We start from the raw sequence: 17,298 nt of genomic DNA, 5'->3' as shown, positions 1-17,298 counted from the left end.
AATTCCCCCAAGTAGGTTTTATATTTCAGTGTCCTACTTGGGGGGAGCATATCAACCTTTTGACATCTGCACTTATTTTATTTATCCCCACTTTTATACAGGCACAGATAGCGTAATACCTATGACGGTTACATCATTTTATGAAACTTTAATCCTATGCGCCTGAGGGAAAATTATGCTTATTCCCTTTTATGTCGATATAGGTATCAGTGATATGGAGATAGTATGTATTTTTTTAAATTACTGTATTTATATAGATCATTTTAAAGAAACAAAGCAGATATTTCTTTGAATGATCTATAGTGGGCATGCCGAAGGAACGGCAGGAAAGGAGCTTAGGATGAGCTTAAATGTTTCTTTTTTTACGGGTTACGGTAAGATCGGGAACTATACCAAAACCCAAACTATGAAGCAAAAGTGGAAGAACCGAAAATCCACAAACGATTTCACTTCAAAGGAAACCAAGGCAATAAAATATGACACCAGAAATACTTCTGAAAAAGTCCGGGATATGCTCCTGGATGAAGCCAACAAAATCAAGGAAAGCTTCGAGGAACTTCAGCGAAAAAATGAAGACTCCGGCAGCAGAATGACGGAAATACGAAACAAATATATGGCCGGAGGAAAGCTTACCGCTGAAGAAATGGAGTATGTCAGCAAAAAGGATCCTAAATTATATCAGGAGATCAAGGCCGAGGAACAGGAGATCAAAAGTTTCGAAAAAAGGCTTCGTGCAGCAAAAACAAAGGAAGAGGCTCAGCGCGTGATTCAGGAGGAAGCCAATACTTCGCTGAGTAAGGTAAAGTCCGTTACCAACGATCCGCACATCTCCGATGCGGATAAGATGGCAGTCTGCGCAGCAGAGTACAGAAAGCTGGTGAAAAAGCAGGAGATCTTTGTCAAATTCGCAGAAAAGGGAGAATATCACAAGCTTCCTACAGAAGCCGAAAAACAAAAGGCTGAGAAAGAGATTCAGGAAGCCAGGGAAGAAGCGCTTCGTGAAGAGCCTCTATCCAAAGATCCCGAGTCAAACAACCTGCACTCTGATAAAACGGTTTCCGATGAGGCTAATGCTGTTGATTTTTTGAAGAAAACCCAACCGGGTCAAAATAAACCGGAACTGAATCCTGAAGAGGATGAGTCACGGTCGAAGACATTGGCAAAAAGCTCAGGACAAAATCAGGCAAAGAGTATAGTCGAAGCCGAAAACACACCGGAAGCCCGGAAGACAAAACGGGCTAAACAGAAGCGAGGGTACGGAAAACTCTTCTCTGATGATTCCTCTGCTGAGGGTGCGTCTTCTCACGTTTGGGAAGCATAACAGATTGGGAAATTTCATCCTAAACTACAAAAAATTGCAAAAAAAGGCATCATTTTTACTTCATAGACTTTCCCAAGAGTGCTAAAATTATAACGAATGGCGTAAGCCGAGGTCATTGCAGCATCAGCCCATGATGGACCGGTACAATCCCACGGGGGTGATGGATAAAATTTAGGAGGAAGTATGAAAATGAAGAAAAGAATGCTCGCTTGTGCATTGCCTCTCTGCATGCTTGTTTCATGTTCTCAGACCACAGATGTGCCGCCTGTAGAAACTACAGCGCAGGCAACTGAAGCAACAACAGAAGCAGCAACAGAGGCTGTCACAGAAGCGGCGAAGGAATCCACTGACGGCTATAAAGCCGGAACCTACAGTGCAACCAACAATGGATTCGGAGGTGACGTTACAGTCACCATGACATTTGACGACTCAAAGATCACCGAGGTAAAGATCACAGGCGACAAGGAAACAGACGGAGTAGGAAGCAAGGCTATAGAAAGCCTTCCCGATGCCATCCTTGCAGCACAGAGTGCAGAGGTTGACGGAGTTTCCGGCGCAACTTTCACAAGTAAGGCCATCCTTCTGTCCGTTCAGGACTGTATCAATCAGGCAAAGGGTGTTTCAAACGAAGTTACCGTAAGCATGAAGCCGGGCGAATATGAAGGACAGGGTATAGGCTTCAGAATCAGTGAGCCGGTTTCAGTAAAGGTTAAGGTATCAGAGGATAAGATCGAGTCCATCACTGTAGATCAGGAGAATATCTCTGATACAAAGGCTATGGTACAGACAGTTGTGGATACTCTTATTCCACGTATGCTTGAGTATCAGTCCGTATCCATCGACGGAGTATCAGGTGCAACCACCACAAGTAACGCTGTAAAGCAGGCTGTGGAAAAGGCAGTTACAGAGGCTATCAAGGCAGGCGGCGGAGATGAAAAGGACATAAAGGCCTTTTATAAGTCAATCCCGAAGAGCACCGAAACAGAGGAGATCGACACTGATGTTCTGGTAGTCGGTATGGGTGGCTCAGGTATGGCAGCAGCTCTCAGCTCTGCTGAAGAAGGACTTCAGGTTCTTGCTATCGATAAGGCCGCAAAGTGGGGCGGTAATGCAGTTCTCACCAGTGGTCCTATGGCTATTAATGTACCGAGCCAGGTTGAAGCTGAGATCCCTGAGTGGACAGATCCTATCAAGAAGGAGAAGATCACAAAGAAGGCCGGCGATAACCTCATTGACAAGGATGCTCTCTATGATGCATGGCTTGAGTACACTACAGATGATAAAGGTGTGCAGCAGGCAAAGCCTGAGATGGTAAAGCTCTTCCTTGACGAAAGCGGCTACACAGATGACTGGCTCACACAGTACGGATTCCAGTTTGACCCGGCTCAGGGCTTCGTTGGAAATCAGTGGGCAGCATACACACCTATCTCCGGCGGCAAGAAGCTGACAGAAGACTTCTTCGCTCATACTGTTGAGAACTTCGAAAAGAAGGGCGGCAAATACATGCTTGAGACCGAAGCCTATGAGCTCACCGTTGAAGACGGAAAGATCACCGGAGCCAAGGCCCGCAGCATGGTTGACGGCAAGGAATATGTAATTCATGCCAAGGCTGTAGTCCTTGCAACAGGCGGTTATGCAGGAAGCGGTAAGATGGAAGAGAAGTATCTCAGTGATGAATACTTCCCTCTGAAGGGTGAATGGAAGCTCTTCGGACAGCATCAGAATGATGGTAAGATGATCGAGTCTGCCATAGAGAACGGTGCAGGCACCTACAACATCGGCGTTGCTCCTATGGTTCATGTAGGTGGTGTCGACGGATTCCTTCCGGGATTCGAAACAGTTCCTATCGAAGGAAAGACAGGTGTTGCCACAGGCCGTCCTGCAGTATGGTCACAGGGTGATATCCCTCTCAATATGGCCATCTCTTCAGATACACTTGCAGTTGGAAAGGATGCAAAGCGTTTCACTTCAGAGACAGCTCTTTCAATGTTTAACCCATGGATCTCAGGTCCTCACTTCTATAGCATTTACGGCAGAGATCAGGTAGAAAAGCTTATAAAGGAAGGCTTCGATGAAGAGCCTGCAGGACCTTCAACAAGCTACCTTGGTTACGGTTCCAGCATCCCGGCGGGCGTTCCTATGGATAAGACCGATGAGGTTCTCAAGGCTGCAATAGATGCAGGTTATGTTTTTGAGGCTGATACCATCGAGGAGCTTGCAGACAAGATGGACCTTGATGCGAAGACTCTCGCTGCAACAGTAGAAGCTTACAATGCTGACTGTGAGAAGGGTGAGGATTCCGAATTCGGAAAGGATCCTAAGTACTTAAAGCCGGTTACCGGTGACAAATATTACGGAATCATCGGTTCCTCATGGTGCTACTCAACCTGCGGCGGTCTCAATGTAAACGAGAAGTTCCAGGTACTCAGTGCAAAGGATGAGAAACCTATGGAAGGTCTCTATGCAGTCGGTACAGACAGTATGGGTGTTCTCTTCTCAGAGACAAAGGCATATGTAACCTACGGTGGCGCAGCTATGGGATATGCCTTCACCAGCGGACGTCTTGTAGGTGCTGATATCGCTGAGGCTATAAAGTAATATCAGATTCCCATAATTCGGTTTTGTTTTAAAAATCAGCGGTACATGTCATGCTATGATATGTACCGCTTTTTATAAATGCAGGAGTGAATAATATGATTATCGAAGATATCAGAAAAGAGCTTTTTGACCGTCAGGACACAAAGTACAGAGACTTCCAGAGCAAGCTGATTCCTACAGTGGATGCGGGATCTGTGATAGGTGTCAGAACGCCTGAACTCAGGAAATATGCAAAGGCTCTTTTGAAGCAGGGGGATGTGAATGAGTTCCTTGAGAGCCTGCCTCATAAATATTTCGATGAAAACCAGCTTCATGCCTTCATTCTTTCTGAAATAAAGGACTATGATCAGTGCCTAAGATGTGTTGATGAATTCCTTCCATATGTTGATAACTGGGCGACCTGCGATCAGCTGTCTCCTAAGATCTTTAAAAAGCACCGGAGTGAGCTTATCAAAAAGATAGAAGAGTGGCTTCGTTCTGACAGGACCTATACCGTTAGATTCGCTGTGGGAATGCTTATGGAGCATTTTCTGGATGAGGACTTTGACATACGATATCCGGAAATGGTTGCAAAGATCCGATCAGAAGAGTATTACATCAACATGATGACGGCATGGTATTTTGCCACAGCACTTGCAAAGCAGTACGATATGATACTGCCGTTTATCGAAGATCATAAGCTTGATGACTGGACTCACAATAAGTCTATACAAAAATCCATCGAGAGTTACAGGATAACACCCGAGCAAAAGGAATATCTGAAAGGCTTAAAGGTGAAGAAGGTCAACTGATCAAATTCATTTTTTCGTATAGGAGACAGGTATGATGAATTCCAGAGAAGAAGCATTAGCATATGGGTTATCCTTTCCTGACACCTATCAGGATGCCCCTTTTCATGATCAAAACTGGCAGCTTGTGAGGTACAAGGGCAATGACAAAGCATTTCTGTGGACATATGAGCGGAACGGGTACATCAATCTGAACGTAAAGATGGATCCGGAAAAGGCTTTTTTCTGGCGGGATATGTATGAGTCGGTGATTCCAGGATACCATCAGGACAAGAAACACTGGAGTACCCTCATACTCGATGGAAGTATACCGGATGATGAAATAAAACAAATGATAAATGAAAGCTATATACTCATATCCGACAGCCCCGCAAAAAGAATATACGATGCAGTTAAACAGATACCCTACGGGTGCGTTGCGACTTATGCGCAGGTTGCCGAGGCCGCAGGTGACAGGAAAATGGCAAGGGCTGTTGGCAACGCACTCCACAGAAATCCCGACCCTGATAATATTCCCTGTTTCCGTGTAGTGAACTCGAAGGGTGAACTGGCCGGAGAATTTGCCTTCGGAGGTGCAGGCGCACAGGCTAAACTCCTTGCAGCGGAGGGTATAGAGGTCATAGAAGGAAAGGTTGATCTCAAAAGGTTCGGGTGGAAAACAGAATAGTTGAAGAAATCAAAAAACGCTCATTGATCAATATTATCAATGAGCGCTTTTTCAAATTTTCACATCAGCGGAGCAAACAATCTGAGGATCAGCTGACCTAATCTCATGAAGGCTCCTCCACCGGTGCTGTAATACTCTGTTACTTCGGTGCTGACCTTGAACATTTCCTCAAAGTCTTTTCTTGTATCGATCACAGCGCTGCAGTCCGCATAGAGACAGCCGTTTTCAAAATGATGATAAAAGCTTCTGTAATCCATATTTATGGTTCCGCAGGTTGCTACGACATCGTCACTGACGGACATTTTGCAATGACAGAAGCCGGGAGTATATTCAAAGATCCTGACACCGTTTTTGGCCAGGGCATTGTAATAGGATCTGGTAACACTGTAAACGATCTTCTTGTCCGGTATACCGGGAGTTATGATACGAACATCTACTCCCCGTTTGGCAGCCAGTGACAGGGTGTGTATCATTTCGTCTGTGATGATGAGATAGGGCGTAACAAACCATGCATAGTCTTTTGCACCTTCCGCTATGGACATGTACACCTCTTCACCGACCTGCTCGTCATCCATGGGACTGTCGGCATAAGGTACGGCAAAGCCTCCATCCGAAAAATTTCTGAACTCACAATTTAAGAACCTGTCATAGTCGGTATCGTCTACATCCTTATGGCTGACCGCATTCCACATTTCAAGAAAAGTAACTGTAAGATTTTTTACTGCTTCACCTTCGATTTTGATTCCCGTATCCTTCCAGAATCCGAAGGGCTCTCTACGATGAAAATATTCATCCGCAAGGTTGTAACCACCTGTAAATCCTATATTACCGTCAATTACCGTGATCTTTCTATGATCTCTGTTGTTCAGAAACATATTAAGGCCCGGAGCAAAGGGGTTAAATACCCTGCAGGAAATACCTTTCCCCTCCAGTTTCTTCACAAAGTCTGTATTGATAAAGCCGATGCTGCCCATATCGTCATAGAACACCCTTACATCAAGACCTTCCTTCACCTTCAATTCAAGAATCGTCTCGATTTCATTCCACGCGGTCCCATCCTCTATGGCGTGGTACTCCATAAAGATAAAATGCTTTGCAGATTTTAATGCTTCCTTTTGAGCATTTAAGCCCTTCAATGCATCATCGTAATATGTGACCTTACTTCCGAGGTATAGCGGATACGCGGAGTAGTTCTTTATATAGTGTGTGACATTAGCTATGTAAGGATAATTTTCTGCAAGCAGTTTCTGGGCCTCGTTTCCATCCGGGAGTTTAGGCAGCAGCACTTCGTCTATATCCTCATAACGTTTTCTCATTTTACGAGTGCCCCTGTTTAGTCCGACTAAAAGATAGAACACAAGACCTGCCACCGGAACAGACATGATAAGCATTATCCATGGCATCTTCAGTGATGATGAGTAATTACGTCCATACAAAAACAACACTGACATCACACCGATGATTCTGAAGGCAGCAGAAAACAGCAGCCATTTTTCGTATAGATAAAGGTTCAGAACAAGAATGATTCCAACCTCAAGAAGTATGGAAATGATGGCAAATACCATCCTGCTCACTCCGTTTTTAATAGCACTTTTTGTCTCTAAAGTTTCATTCATACACGACATCCTTCCCTGTAAAGATTCTGATACCAGGTATCTATCGTTATATAATCACGATCAATTATTTGTCCTCCAATAATTATAATATAAAATATATGTTGAATTACAATGCTGGCTTTTGTTCATTGAAAACAAAAATGGCTTTAGAAATATGCGGAACTTGAGTTTATAGAAAATTTATAATAATTGTTAGCACTCGCCGTTGACAAGTGCTAACAATCGAACTATAACATAGATGTACAGAAAAAGAAGAGGTCATGAGAATACGAGAAGCACTTATGATCATATAAAGAAGAGGAATTCCCATAGACTTAAGTATTCACAAATGACCTGAAAAATTATGTCGGACACACAGTGTACTGACATATGATAGAAGGAGGTAGCTAATATGTTGTATATGCCCAGTTTATTTGGTGAAAACTTAATGGATGATTTCTTTGATGGCTTTGGTCATGACTGGTTGCCAAAACCGGCGCAGCCTAAGCATCCTGCTCATCTGATGCGTACCGACATAAAGGAAAATGCCGATGCTTTTGAGATGGCTGTAGAGCTTCCGGGATATAAGAAGGAAGATGTAAAGCTTGAACTTACAGACGGTTACCTTAAGATAAGTGCCTCACATGATGACAACAAGGAAGAAAAGGACAGCGAAGGAAGAATCATAAGGAGAGAACGTTACAGCGGTTCCATGCAGAGAAGCTTCTATGTAGGAGATGATTTCACACCTCAGGATATAGATGCAAAGTTCGAAGATGGAATCCTGAAGATCGACCTCCCAAAGAAAGAGGTTAAACAGATATCTTCACCGAAGTATATCGAGATCAAAGGATAATATATTATTTGCTTCATACAGGACGTCTCAGGATGTCCTGTATTTTTTTGCTGTCTCCTTTGAGATGTTGCGCTCGCAACATCCTTCTTTCATTTTTCCTATATGCTTTGTCGTGTCCACAAAAACGAGTCAGTAAAAACCTGCCGGTTATTTACAACAAAGGAGTAAAGCAATGAGCGCATTTTTAGGACCTATACATCAACTGATGTATCAAAAGATTCTGACAAGAGAAGAACTCATAAAAAGGATAATCAAAACTGCAGCAGATGAGAATTGGGAACCTGTCGTAAATGGAAAGCCTCTTGAGAGTTTCACGAAAAAGACATTCCCAGCTATTGAAGAAGTCATCGATCTTTCAAATATTCATTCCTCCCTATCAAATCTGGTAAGCAGTTCTGAAGACAGATTTGCAGAATTGCTTGTTGGTCTATTAAAAAAAGACGAAAAACGACTTGAAACTATCACCGGAACAGTACGTGAATTCGGTAAGGATAACTGTATCCCCGGCGGATGTACTGTTCAGGAAGCCTTCCAAAGCATCCACAATATACTTCTGGATGGAATGCCCTGCGACCGGGCCATAAATATAACCGGTAATTCCGAAAATAAGATAAGCTTTGAGCAGACCCTTGATCTCCATTCGGAATACTGGAAGAAGTATCAGGGTGACGGAGATGATTTTTATGAGCTTCGAGGGGCTCTTATTTCCGGCATGCTGGATGGCTCAGGACACCGCCTAGTCACTGTCGGTGACAGAATGTACGAGCTTTATTGAATTTTTTTATAAAAGGAGAACCACTATGATAACAAAAGACATGATCATGAGCGATATCGTCAACACTTATGAAGGAGCATCAGCAGCCCTTATGAATCTCGGAATGGGATGCATTTCCTGTCCGGCAGCACTCAGCGAGTCTCTGGACAATGCTGCACTGGTTCATGGCATGAAGGGAGACGAGGTTGCCGATTACCTCAACAAGCAGCTCAATTTGAAATAACGGAACATAAAGAACCAGCTATATAAAAATTACAGGAGAACACTATGTATTGTACCGATATAATGATCAAGGAACATGACAACATCCTTCAGTTCCTGAAGGTTGTCCGCAGCATGTGCTGTAAGGTTCTGGAGGGCGAAGAACTTATCCCGGAGGATTTCAGGAACATCATCGACTTCGCCAGAAACTATTCAGACCGTCATCACCACGGAAAAGAAGAGAAGTTTCTTTTCAACGAAATGGAAAGCCGTCTTGGTCCGATAGGAGAAAACCTCATCCGACACGGAATGCTGGTTGAGCACGAAATGTGTCGCGCCCATATTTTAGACCTTGAAAATGCGCTTGCACTATGGAAAAAAGAACAAAAGACCATTTATAAAATGGACATCCTTGAAGGCGCCATGGGTTATGCAACTCTTTTGACCCGCCACATCACAAAAGAAAACGCAGTTGTATATCCCTTTGCAGAAAGACAACTTTCATCCGAAGTCATAGAGATCGTCGATAAAAAGGTTTCTGATTATGAAAATGAGACTGAGGAACGTGGTGTGCAGAAGCATTATCTTGACATGATAGCATCCATGCGTGAAAGATACGGTGAAATAGAAGACCAGCATGACATCATAAACCAATAAGTCATGTGGGATAATAAATTCGCTTCAGATTTTGAGACCCACGAAGAAAACTGGGACTACGCAGGGCAAAAATGGATTACCATCCTGACATTTTATTGAAGAAATACGAAACTCTGATTAAATTTACGTGAAATATGCTATCATACTAAGTGTTTTATTTAGTAAATACAATATGAATAAGCGGGTGTCAGAGTATGGAAAATTTATTATATCTCAATGCAGTTCTGCCTTACATTTATATGATAGCGGTATTTGTCATCAAGATGAATCCTATTGATATGAATCCGGTATATGCAACCTGCGGGATAGCTATGCTTGTACAGATAGCAATCACATTAATCGTTTCTGTATTATCAAAAAATAAAAGTAAACTGGCCGAAGTGAATCTGAAAGTAAAGCTGATACAGATACCCTATTATGTATCATTCTTTGTGATAACAGGATTGCTTTTTCTTATTCTTATGGGACTTATGGGTATAGGCATATTTGTTTTGCCAGTATTTCTTGCAATAGATGCTGCCATATTCACAACAACAGTGATACCTGCAGAGATATGTGCGATCAAGCTTAAAATGAGCAAAAAAATAACTGTTGGAAGGCTGCTTTTATATCTGATCTTCAATACATGGTATGTTATCGATATCCCCATGGCTTTTTGTATCAGAAATGATTACAGGGAAACCGTAAGCTTCTCAGGTAATCAGTTATCAGAAGCTTCAAGTACACAGGCATAACCCCACCGATTGGCTGATATAACACTTTAAAGCGATGAAATATTTTCATTGACATTATCTTTAAGCGATTTTAAAATACTGATTAATTTAATAAATAAACCGTTGAAGCGGAGATAAAACGAAATATGATCTCACAGAGAGCCGGCGATGGTGTGAATCCGGCAGAAATACAGTTTCGCAAATGGACCGCTAAGGGCACAATGAAAAGCAGAGAAAGAATCATGATTCAGCGAGAGTTATATTGCAGCTATGTTTTTTACATAGTACAGGAGCTTTAACTGATCAGGTTTTCGATATTTTTCCTGCCGAGTATCCTGTGACGTGAGGCTTACGTTAGTAGTCGGAGATATGTTGGTATCTCGCAAAGCGCACAGATTATGTGAAGCAGGGTGGCACCGCGATGATTATTCGTCCCTGACAGAATTCAAATGGATTCTGTCAGGGCTTTTTTATTACAGAAAAAGATACCCCCCTTTATACTGAGCTCAGCGAGAGTTTTTCCTACGGAAACACGGATAAGAAAAACGGAGGATTCAAAATGACAATACCGGGTTATGAAACAGTAAAACAGTACCAGAACGACGACCGCTACAAGCGTATTCCGGTCGCAAAGGAAATTCTGTCGGATTTTCTCACACCTATCGCAGCACTCAGGATCCTGAAAAGCGTGTCAAATCACGTTTTCATGCTGGAGTCAGTTGAGGACAGGGAGAAGTGGGGCAGATACACCTTTATCGGTTTTGATCCCAAGATGGAGATAACCTGCCAGAACGGAGAACTCAAAGCGGGAGGTCTCACCATAAAAACAGACCGTCCATACGACTACATTCGCCAGATCCTCAGCGAGTACCGTATGCCGAAGATCCCCGGTCTGCCATCCTTCACAGGAGGTCTGGTGGGATATTTTTCCTACGATTATCTCAAGTATTACGAGCCTTCACTCACTCTCGATGCGGAGGATACAGAGCATTTTAATGACATCGACCTGATGCTTTTTGACAAGGTCATCGCCTTCGATAACCTGAAGCAGAAAATCATCGTCATAGTAGACATGGATCTCGCAGGAGGGGAGAGTGCCTACCACAATGCAGAGAGGGAGATCGATAATCTCATTAAGCTTCTTAGAACCGGAACCCCGAAGGAAGATCAGCCCGGAAGATTTCTCAGCGAAGTGAGACCTTTCTTCGACAAGGAACACTTCTGTGATATGGTGGAGAAAGCGAAGCATTACATCCATGAAGGAGACATTTTCCAGATCGTCCTTTCCAACCGTCTGGAAGCGGATTATGAGGGAACCCTGCTCAATGCTTATCGCGTACTGAGAACTCTTAACCCGTCTCCTTATATGTTCTACTTTTCAAGTGCAGACCTGGAGGTGGCAGGGGCATCACCCGAGACTCTTGTAAAGCTTGAGGACGGCGTGCTTCATACCTTCCCCCTTGCGGGAACAAGGCCGAGAGGAAAGACCGAGGAAGAGGACAAGCGCCTTGAGGAAGAGCTTCTTCAGGATGAAAAGGAGCTGGCAGAACACAATATGCTGGTTGATCTCGGAAGAAACGACATCGGAAGAATCAGTAAGTTCGGTTCCGTAAAGGTTGAAAAATATCATGAGATAGAGAGATACAGCCATGTAATGCACATAGGCTCAACTGTCAGGGGAGAGATAAGAGAAGATGCAGATGCACTGGACGCAGTAGGCTCCATACTTCCCGCAGGAACCCTTTCCGGAGCGCCGAAGATCCGGGCCTGCCAGCTCATAAATGACCTGGAGAACAATAAACGCGGTATCTACGGAGGCGGCATCGGCTACATAGATTTCAGCGGAAATCTCGATCTCTGTATCGCCATCAGAATCGCCTACAAGAAGAACGGCAAGGTCTTCGTAAGAAGCGGAGCAGGCATAGTTGCGGACTCAGTCCCTGAAAAGGAATATCAGGAGTGCATAAACAAGGCCGCGGCAGTGGTCACAGCATTGAAGCAGTCGGAGGTAACTGACCTATGATCCTTTTACTCGATAATTACGATAGTTTCACATACAATCTTTTCCAGATGGTGGGCAGCATCGAGCCTGACCTTAAGGTAGTGAGAAACGATGCCATGACCGTTTCAGAGATACGTGCCATGAATCCCGACGGGATCATCATTTCTCCGGGGCCGGGCCGACCGGAGGATGCGGGAATCTGTCCTGAAGTCATAAAAGAGCTTAGAGGAGAGTATCCAATCCTTGGAGTCTGCCTCGGAGAGCAGGCCATATGTATGGTGTACGGCGCAACCGTAAGCTATGCAAAGGAGCTGATGCACGGAAAGCAGTCCGATACAAAGATCGACACAACAAGTCCTCTTTTCAAGGGTCTTCCTGAGATCATAAAGGTGGCAAGATATCATTCACTTGCCGTAGTGGAGGAAACATTGAAAGAAACAGAGCTGACCGTCAGCGGTGTCACAACGGACGGTGAAGTCATGGCGGTAGAAGACAGGGAGAATCAGGTCTACGGCCTTCAGTTCCATCCTGAATCCATCATGACACCTGAAGGAGAGAAGATACTCAGGAACTTTATAGAGCTTACAAAAAAACACTGAATAGTCTAAAAAAGCCCTCGTCACCGCAGATTTACTGTCAGGTAACGAGGGTAATTTTTATTCACCACAAATATTTTTCTTAAAGTGGCTGAAAAACATTTTATAGCCTTCACAAAGATAGTTTTTGTCTCCCCACAGACGATCCTTGGGACATCCTCCAAAACAAAGCCGGACATACTTACAGTCAAGACACTCTTCCGGAAGCCCCATGGTCTTGTGCATGCCAAAAGACCGGTTTGATTCCATAAGTTGAAGCAGCTCTGTATCCATGATATTCCCAAGCCGATAATCCGGGAATGCATACCGGTCACAAGCATAAACATCACCATTGGCCTCCACACTGCCTGAATGTCCGCACAGCGGGTTATGAACACAAAGACCGGAGGGTATCTTCCTGAGATTTCCCAATGTCACATCAAAGATCTGAATATGCTTTTTACCGATATCCTTTTGTTTCCAGATATCAAATACACCGCATAAAAATGAACCGTAACCGGAAGGAGTCACTGAAAAGGGCATCACCGGATGCTTCACAGATATCCCATGTATACCCGGCGGCGAGGCAAAGTTCTGTCCCTCCTGAAGCTCATATTCCCCAGGAACGCTTTCCACCACAGGAAGAAACTGCATCCAGTCAGTCCATTCCCTTAGGAAGTTGTACACTTCTTCAGGATGTTCCTGATTGGAATGATTGACTGTAGTCAGGGTATTAAAGGGTACCCCGTACTCCTTGAGAAGCTTCATTCCCGTCAGGGCAGCTTCAAAACTACCCTGACCGCTTGAAAATCTTCGATAAGTATCGTGAAGCTTCTCAGGGCCATCCACGCTGACCCCTATAAGAAATCCATGCTTCCTGAAAAACCGGCAGAAATCATCCGTAAGAAGAGTGGCATTGGTCTGAAGTGTATTGACTATATTTCGCCCCTGTCCGTATTTTTGCTGTAATCTGACTGCCTCCTCATAAAACGGAAGGCCCGCCAGTACAGGCTCCCCGCCATGCCATGCAAATTCAACTCTGGCATCCTGACCATGCATACTGAGACTCTGACGGATATACTCCTCCAAAATCCTCCCGCTCATATGGCCAATGTCTATGTTCAGGACCTTTTCTTTCCCCATATAATAGCAGTATTCGCAGCGGAGATTACATCTTCCTGATACTGGCTTGGCCATCATTGCAAATGTTCTGTTCCGGTCTTCCTGATCATTTGTCACTGTGCTTTCTCCTTCAAGGTTTTGAGTACAAGCTTCACATGCAGTCCGTCATCCTGACCGATTTCCTCCTGTATGGTCTTGTTAAGAAGGGCATTCATCTGCATGATAAGCTCAGCATTAGCCTCCTTATCCTGAGCAAGATTCACTGTTTCATCAGGATCTGTCCAAAGGTCAAAGAGCTGAACATCATTGTTTGCATAGAGTTCTTCAATAGTTGTCGGAGTGTTAAATCCCAAGGGTGAAAAATACCTGACAAATTTATATCTGTCGGTTGTGATTCCCCTCACCATCCCCCGGGCACCGGTATCAAAGGATTTCGTAATATTGCCATTCTCATCAAGTCCAAACTGTACACCGGTCATGGAAAGCATTTCAAAGCAGAACAAGGATGCATCCCTGACCTTCGGTACTCTGCCGTCCATAAGCGGCAAAAGACTTTTTCCGGGAAGTCCCGAGGTGATCCGGGCCTTTTCCTCATGGGAAATGCCGGTGATATCCACCAGTGTCGGGGCAAGATCTACATGGCTCGTAAGCGCCGAAATCCTCCGGCCGCCTTTATAGTCAGGATGAACTATGATGAGCGGAACATGAACATTATTCTCATACAGGAAACCTCCCTTACCCTTCATTCCGTGGCTTCCGTGCATTTCTCCATGATCTGATGTGAATACGATAACAGTATCATCCAGCATGCCGCTTGTTTTCAGATAATCAAGTATCTTCATCAGATTGTTATCTGAATCCTGTATGCAGTTAAAGTAGTAATTCTGGTAATCCTTCCAGACATTTTCGTCATGATAGACACCTGCAAAGAGCCCCCAGTGTCCCTGGAATATTCTGAGAGCATCCGGCACATCTGAAGCGGAGAAATCAAAATTCCATGTAGATGGAACCGGAGTGTTATAGACAGTATTGTAAATCGCATCATCAGGTCTCCCTGCCAGTTTCAGGAAGGGACTTTTGTAGCCTGTTACATCGTAGTTCATGATGTCATGAGGATTAATAAGATTGATATTAAGGAAGAAGGGTGTGCCTGTGGCATTAAGGCTCTTGCCCTTGGTTTCAAGCCATTCCACAGCCTCGGATACTATCCTTGGATCCATTTCATTTCCTTCCTTTACGCTTCCGATATAATCCGTTCCGCCCCAGTCTGAATATCCGTAGCTGTCGAGATCCGTCAGTTCAGCGCCTCCGTGAAGAATGCTGGCGTCCCCAAGATGCCATTTTCCCTTAAGGGCAGAGTAGTAGCCTGCCTCCCTCATCATGTCACCAACTGTTGTAAGCTTATCATCCATGGCTCCCTGCCATTCAAAATCCGTATTGTCGATCATGCCGGTATCAGTAATATGCTTTCCTGTAAACATGACGGATCTTGAGGATGTTGACATATTGGAACAGGTATAATGCTTTTCAAAGGTAGTTCCCATCTCACTAAGAAGTTCACGGGCCTTATAGCTGCTTCCGACCGGATATTCAGAAAAGTAATGCTCCTGATCCGTAACAATAAAGAGAACATTGTAGTTTTTATCCTCTTTCGGCTGTGTATTTTCCTGAGCCGGACTCACCAGGCTTGTCTGGGTCGCCAAAAGAGACGCTGTCAGTCCAACTGCGGTTATTGATTTGCCATAGTTCATGATTACTACTCCTTTCTTAAAAAAAATCATTACCTATTCAACCTGACATACCAATATAAAATTCACGTAATTAACCCGCTGCTATCTCATGACAGAATTCTATCATTCTTTATAACATATGTGTCGTGGTTACAGTTTTTTTAGAATTTCCTTCCTAAACCCGTAATGGAGGTCCAGAGATTCCACAGCCTCTCCGTAGTGAGAGGACCATCCTTGTAGTTCGCATGGTTCACTGACGCCAAAATGTCGTTATAGTCCTTCAGAAGAAATACCCTCACGTCCATTCCGGAAAAATGCGTAACCGTCGGGATGAAATCCCAGGAACTTATCCTGGTGCCGGAATCATCCTTTATGATGGTCACATCCGCAAGCCCTCCGAGGATACGCGGAACCTTGGACTGTGCCGAGATCAGATTACCGCAGGACCAAAAAACGAGACCACTGTTCCCCAACGCTGTTGTGATATACCCTTCCGGTTCCACTACATGGGGATGGGAGCAGATGATCAGATCCGCAGCTGAAGTCTCAGAAACCGGAGCCGTCTCCATACCTGTTCCGTCTTCAGTCTGCATACCTATTCCCGGACCTTTAGTTGAAGGCTCCCAGCCGCGGGCCGCTACCCTGGAATACGCAGGCAATGCAAACATGATAAGATCAATACAAAAGAACACCACAATAACCATGTTACGCCAGTTTCTCATCCTGATTTCGGTCGAAGCGTCCTTTATTTCCTTCTTCATACATCACACCTCTGAAAAGCATATTGAAGCTCAGAATATAGTCTCTCGGGCTGATACACCGGATACGAAGGTCTCAGCATGATCCGAAAGCTCCTTTTAATCCCCCTTCCGGATCCTTCCTGATATATACAATTTTATAATAAAGACTTTTCTCAATCCATGGAAATCAGCAAGTCAGGTTTGACTTTTTAGCCGGTAAACTTCATAGTAGAAATAATTCAAATAATTATTGAAACAATATTCGGATCAAAAGAGAGGATAGATTCTGCAAATGAAAATATGGATAGCACGACACGGACAGACAAAATTCAATGCCAGGCACCTTATGCAGGGGCGCACCGATGAGCCCCTGAACGAGACGGGTATAGCGCAGGCAAAGGAAGCCAGAAAGAAGATAGGGGATATAAAGTTCGATGCTGTTTACGCCAGTCCTTTGAAGCGTGCCCAGGTCACAGGCTCAATTATCGGCAATGTTGATCCTTCCGAGCTTATTATCGACGACAGACTTATAGAAGCAGATTTCGGAAAGTATGAGCTGAAAAACTATTATCTTCTGGGACTACCCATGATGTCTTACTGGTATATCCCGGAACTTTTCCCGGCTCCGAAAACTGTTGAGACTCTGTCTTCTCTTATAGAAAGAAGTCACTCTTTTTTGAAGGAGCTGGAGCAAAAAGACTATGATAATGTCCTCATCGCCTGCCACGGCGGCATCATGCGCCCCCTTTCCGGCTACCTCATGGACAAACCAAACGGAATCTACTGGAGACCCAAGCCAAAAAACTGTGAGATAAGAGTATTTGAATCACTTGACGGAAAGCATAAAATGTTGGATGATATCTTCTAAATACGAAAGACAGCAGTGCAGTTGTCAGAGAGCCATTGATATGCTCCCCCCAAGTAGGACACTGAAATATAAAACCTACTTGGGGGAATT

At 44.2% G+C, this 17,298-nt stretch carries 16 protein-coding genes; 12 read left to right on the top strand and 4 right to left on the bottom strand.

From position 1 onward, the window contains the following. The first annotated feature begins 340 nt into the window (after positions 1–340). From BXO88_RS15415 to BXO88_RS15400, 4 genes are all read left to right on the top strand, one after another. Positions 341–1,321 carry a hypothetical protein gene (locus tag BXO88_RS15415; RefSeq protein WP_139355624.1) on the top strand — a complete coding sequence of 327 codons (981 nt, stop codon included), beginning with the start codon at positions 341–343 and terminating at the stop codon, positions 1,319–1,321. A gap of 189 nt (positions 1,322–1,510) precedes the next feature. Beyond that, a complete protein-coding gene (locus BXO88_RS15410) occupies positions 1,511–3,919 on the top strand; it encodes an FAD-binding protein (protein WP_168171746.1) in 2,409 nt (802 codons plus the stop codon). Positions 3,920–4,014: 95 nt separating this feature from the next. Beyond that, positions 4,015–4,710, top strand: coding sequence for a DNA alkylation repair protein (locus tag BXO88_RS15405; RefSeq protein WP_078038614.1), 696 nt, complete (start codon positions 4,015–4,017; stop codon positions 4,708–4,710). 34 nt (positions 4,711–4,744) lie between these two features. Continuing rightward, positions 4,745–5,374, top strand: coding sequence for a methylated-DNA--[protein]-cysteine S-methyltransferase (locus BXO88_RS15400; protein WP_044995513.1), 630 nt, complete (start codon positions 4,745–4,747; stop codon positions 5,372–5,374). Between the two features lie 59 nt (positions 5,375–5,433). Here BXO88_RS15400 and cls read toward each other — a convergent pair whose 3' ends face one another. Beyond that, the gene (cls, locus tag BXO88_RS15395; RefSeq protein ID WP_139355623.1) at positions 5,434–6,990 is read right to left on the bottom strand and encodes a cardiolipin synthase; all 1,557 of its coding nucleotides are present in this window, start codon (positions 6,988–6,990) and stop codon (positions 5,434–5,436) included. Between the two features lie 427 nt (positions 6,991–7,417). Here cls and BXO88_RS15390 point away from each other — a divergent pair, with 427 nt between their 5' ends. The 7 genes from BXO88_RS15390 (at position 7,418) to BXO88_RS15360 (ending at position 12,772) form a co-directional block, all read left to right on the top strand. Further along, on the top strand, positions 7,418–7,825 hold the full coding sequence (locus BXO88_RS15390; RefSeq protein ID WP_330395180.1) for an Hsp20/alpha crystallin family protein: 408 nt from the start codon (positions 7,418–7,420) through the stop codon (positions 7,823–7,825). 172 nt (positions 7,826–7,997) lie between these two features. Beyond that, on the top strand, positions 7,998–8,600 hold the full coding sequence (locus BXO88_RS15385) for a hypothetical protein (protein ID WP_078038612.1): 603 nt from the start codon (positions 7,998–8,000) through the stop codon (positions 8,598–8,600). 25 nt (positions 8,601–8,625) lie between these two features. Beyond that, positions 8,626–8,823 (top strand): DUF1858 domain-containing protein, encoded by a 198-nt coding sequence (locus tag BXO88_RS15380; RefSeq protein WP_044995482.1) that lies wholly within the window; start codon positions 8,626–8,628, stop codon positions 8,821–8,823. A 44-nt stretch (positions 8,824–8,867) separates the two neighbouring features. Next, complete coding sequence (locus tag BXO88_RS15375; RefSeq protein ID WP_044995481.1) at positions 8,868–9,458, top strand: hemerythrin domain-containing protein; 591 nt, start codon at positions 8,868–8,870, stop codon at positions 9,456–9,458. 194 nt (positions 9,459–9,652) lie between these two features. Next, a complete protein-coding gene (locus BXO88_RS15370) occupies positions 9,653–10,192 on the top strand; it encodes a hypothetical protein (RefSeq protein ID WP_078038611.1) in 540 nt (179 codons plus the stop codon). Positions 10,193–10,730: 538 nt separating this feature from the next. Next, the gene (gene trpE / locus BXO88_RS15365; protein ID WP_078038610.1) at positions 10,731–12,194 is read left to right on the top strand and encodes an anthranilate synthase component I; all 1,464 of its coding nucleotides are present in this window, start codon (positions 10,731–10,733) and stop codon (positions 12,192–12,194) included. Next, the gene (locus tag BXO88_RS15360; protein ID WP_078038609.1) at positions 12,191–12,772 is read left to right on the top strand and encodes an anthranilate synthase component II; all 582 of its coding nucleotides are present in this window, start codon (positions 12,191–12,193) and stop codon (positions 12,770–12,772) included. Before trpE ends, BXO88_RS15360 begins: the two co-directional genes overlap by 4 nt. Positions 12,773–12,829: 57 nt before the next feature. On the opposite strand, the gene BXO88_RS15355 is transcribed toward BXO88_RS15360, so the two are convergent. The 3 genes from BXO88_RS15355 to BXO88_RS15345 all read right to left on the bottom strand — a co-directional run bounded on the left by BXO88_RS15355 (position 12,830) and on the right by BXO88_RS15345 (position 16,361). Continuing rightward, the gene (locus BXO88_RS15355) at positions 12,830–13,987 is read right to left on the bottom strand and encodes an anaerobic sulfatase maturase (RefSeq protein ID WP_078038608.1); all 1,158 of its coding nucleotides are present in this window, start codon (positions 13,985–13,987) and stop codon (positions 12,830–12,832) included. After that, the gene (locus BXO88_RS15350) at positions 13,984–15,621 is read right to left on the bottom strand and encodes a sulfatase-like hydrolase/transferase (RefSeq protein ID WP_168171745.1); all 1,638 of its coding nucleotides are present in this window, start codon (positions 15,619–15,621) and stop codon (positions 13,984–13,986) included. The genes BXO88_RS15355 and BXO88_RS15350 overlap by 4 nt, the downstream gene beginning before the upstream one ends. A 140-nt stretch (positions 15,622–15,761) precedes the next feature. Then, on the bottom strand, positions 15,762–16,361 hold the full coding sequence (locus BXO88_RS15345; RefSeq protein WP_078038606.1) for a CapA family protein: 600 nt from the start codon (positions 16,359–16,361) through the stop codon (positions 15,762–15,764). 271 nt (positions 16,362–16,632) lie between these two features. Between BXO88_RS15345 and BXO88_RS15340 the strand changes: the two genes are divergently transcribed. Then, complete coding sequence (locus BXO88_RS15340) at positions 16,633–17,208, top strand: histidine phosphatase family protein (protein WP_078038605.1); 576 nt, start codon at positions 16,633–16,635, stop codon at positions 17,206–17,208. Positions 17,209–17,298: the final 90 nt, after the last annotated feature.

Source organism: Oribacterium sp. C9, from assembly GCF_002007235.1.
GTDB lineage: Bacteria > Bacillota > Clostridia > Lachnospirales > Lachnospiraceae > Oribacterium.
This window is presented reverse-complemented; position numbering and strand designations above follow the sequence as displayed.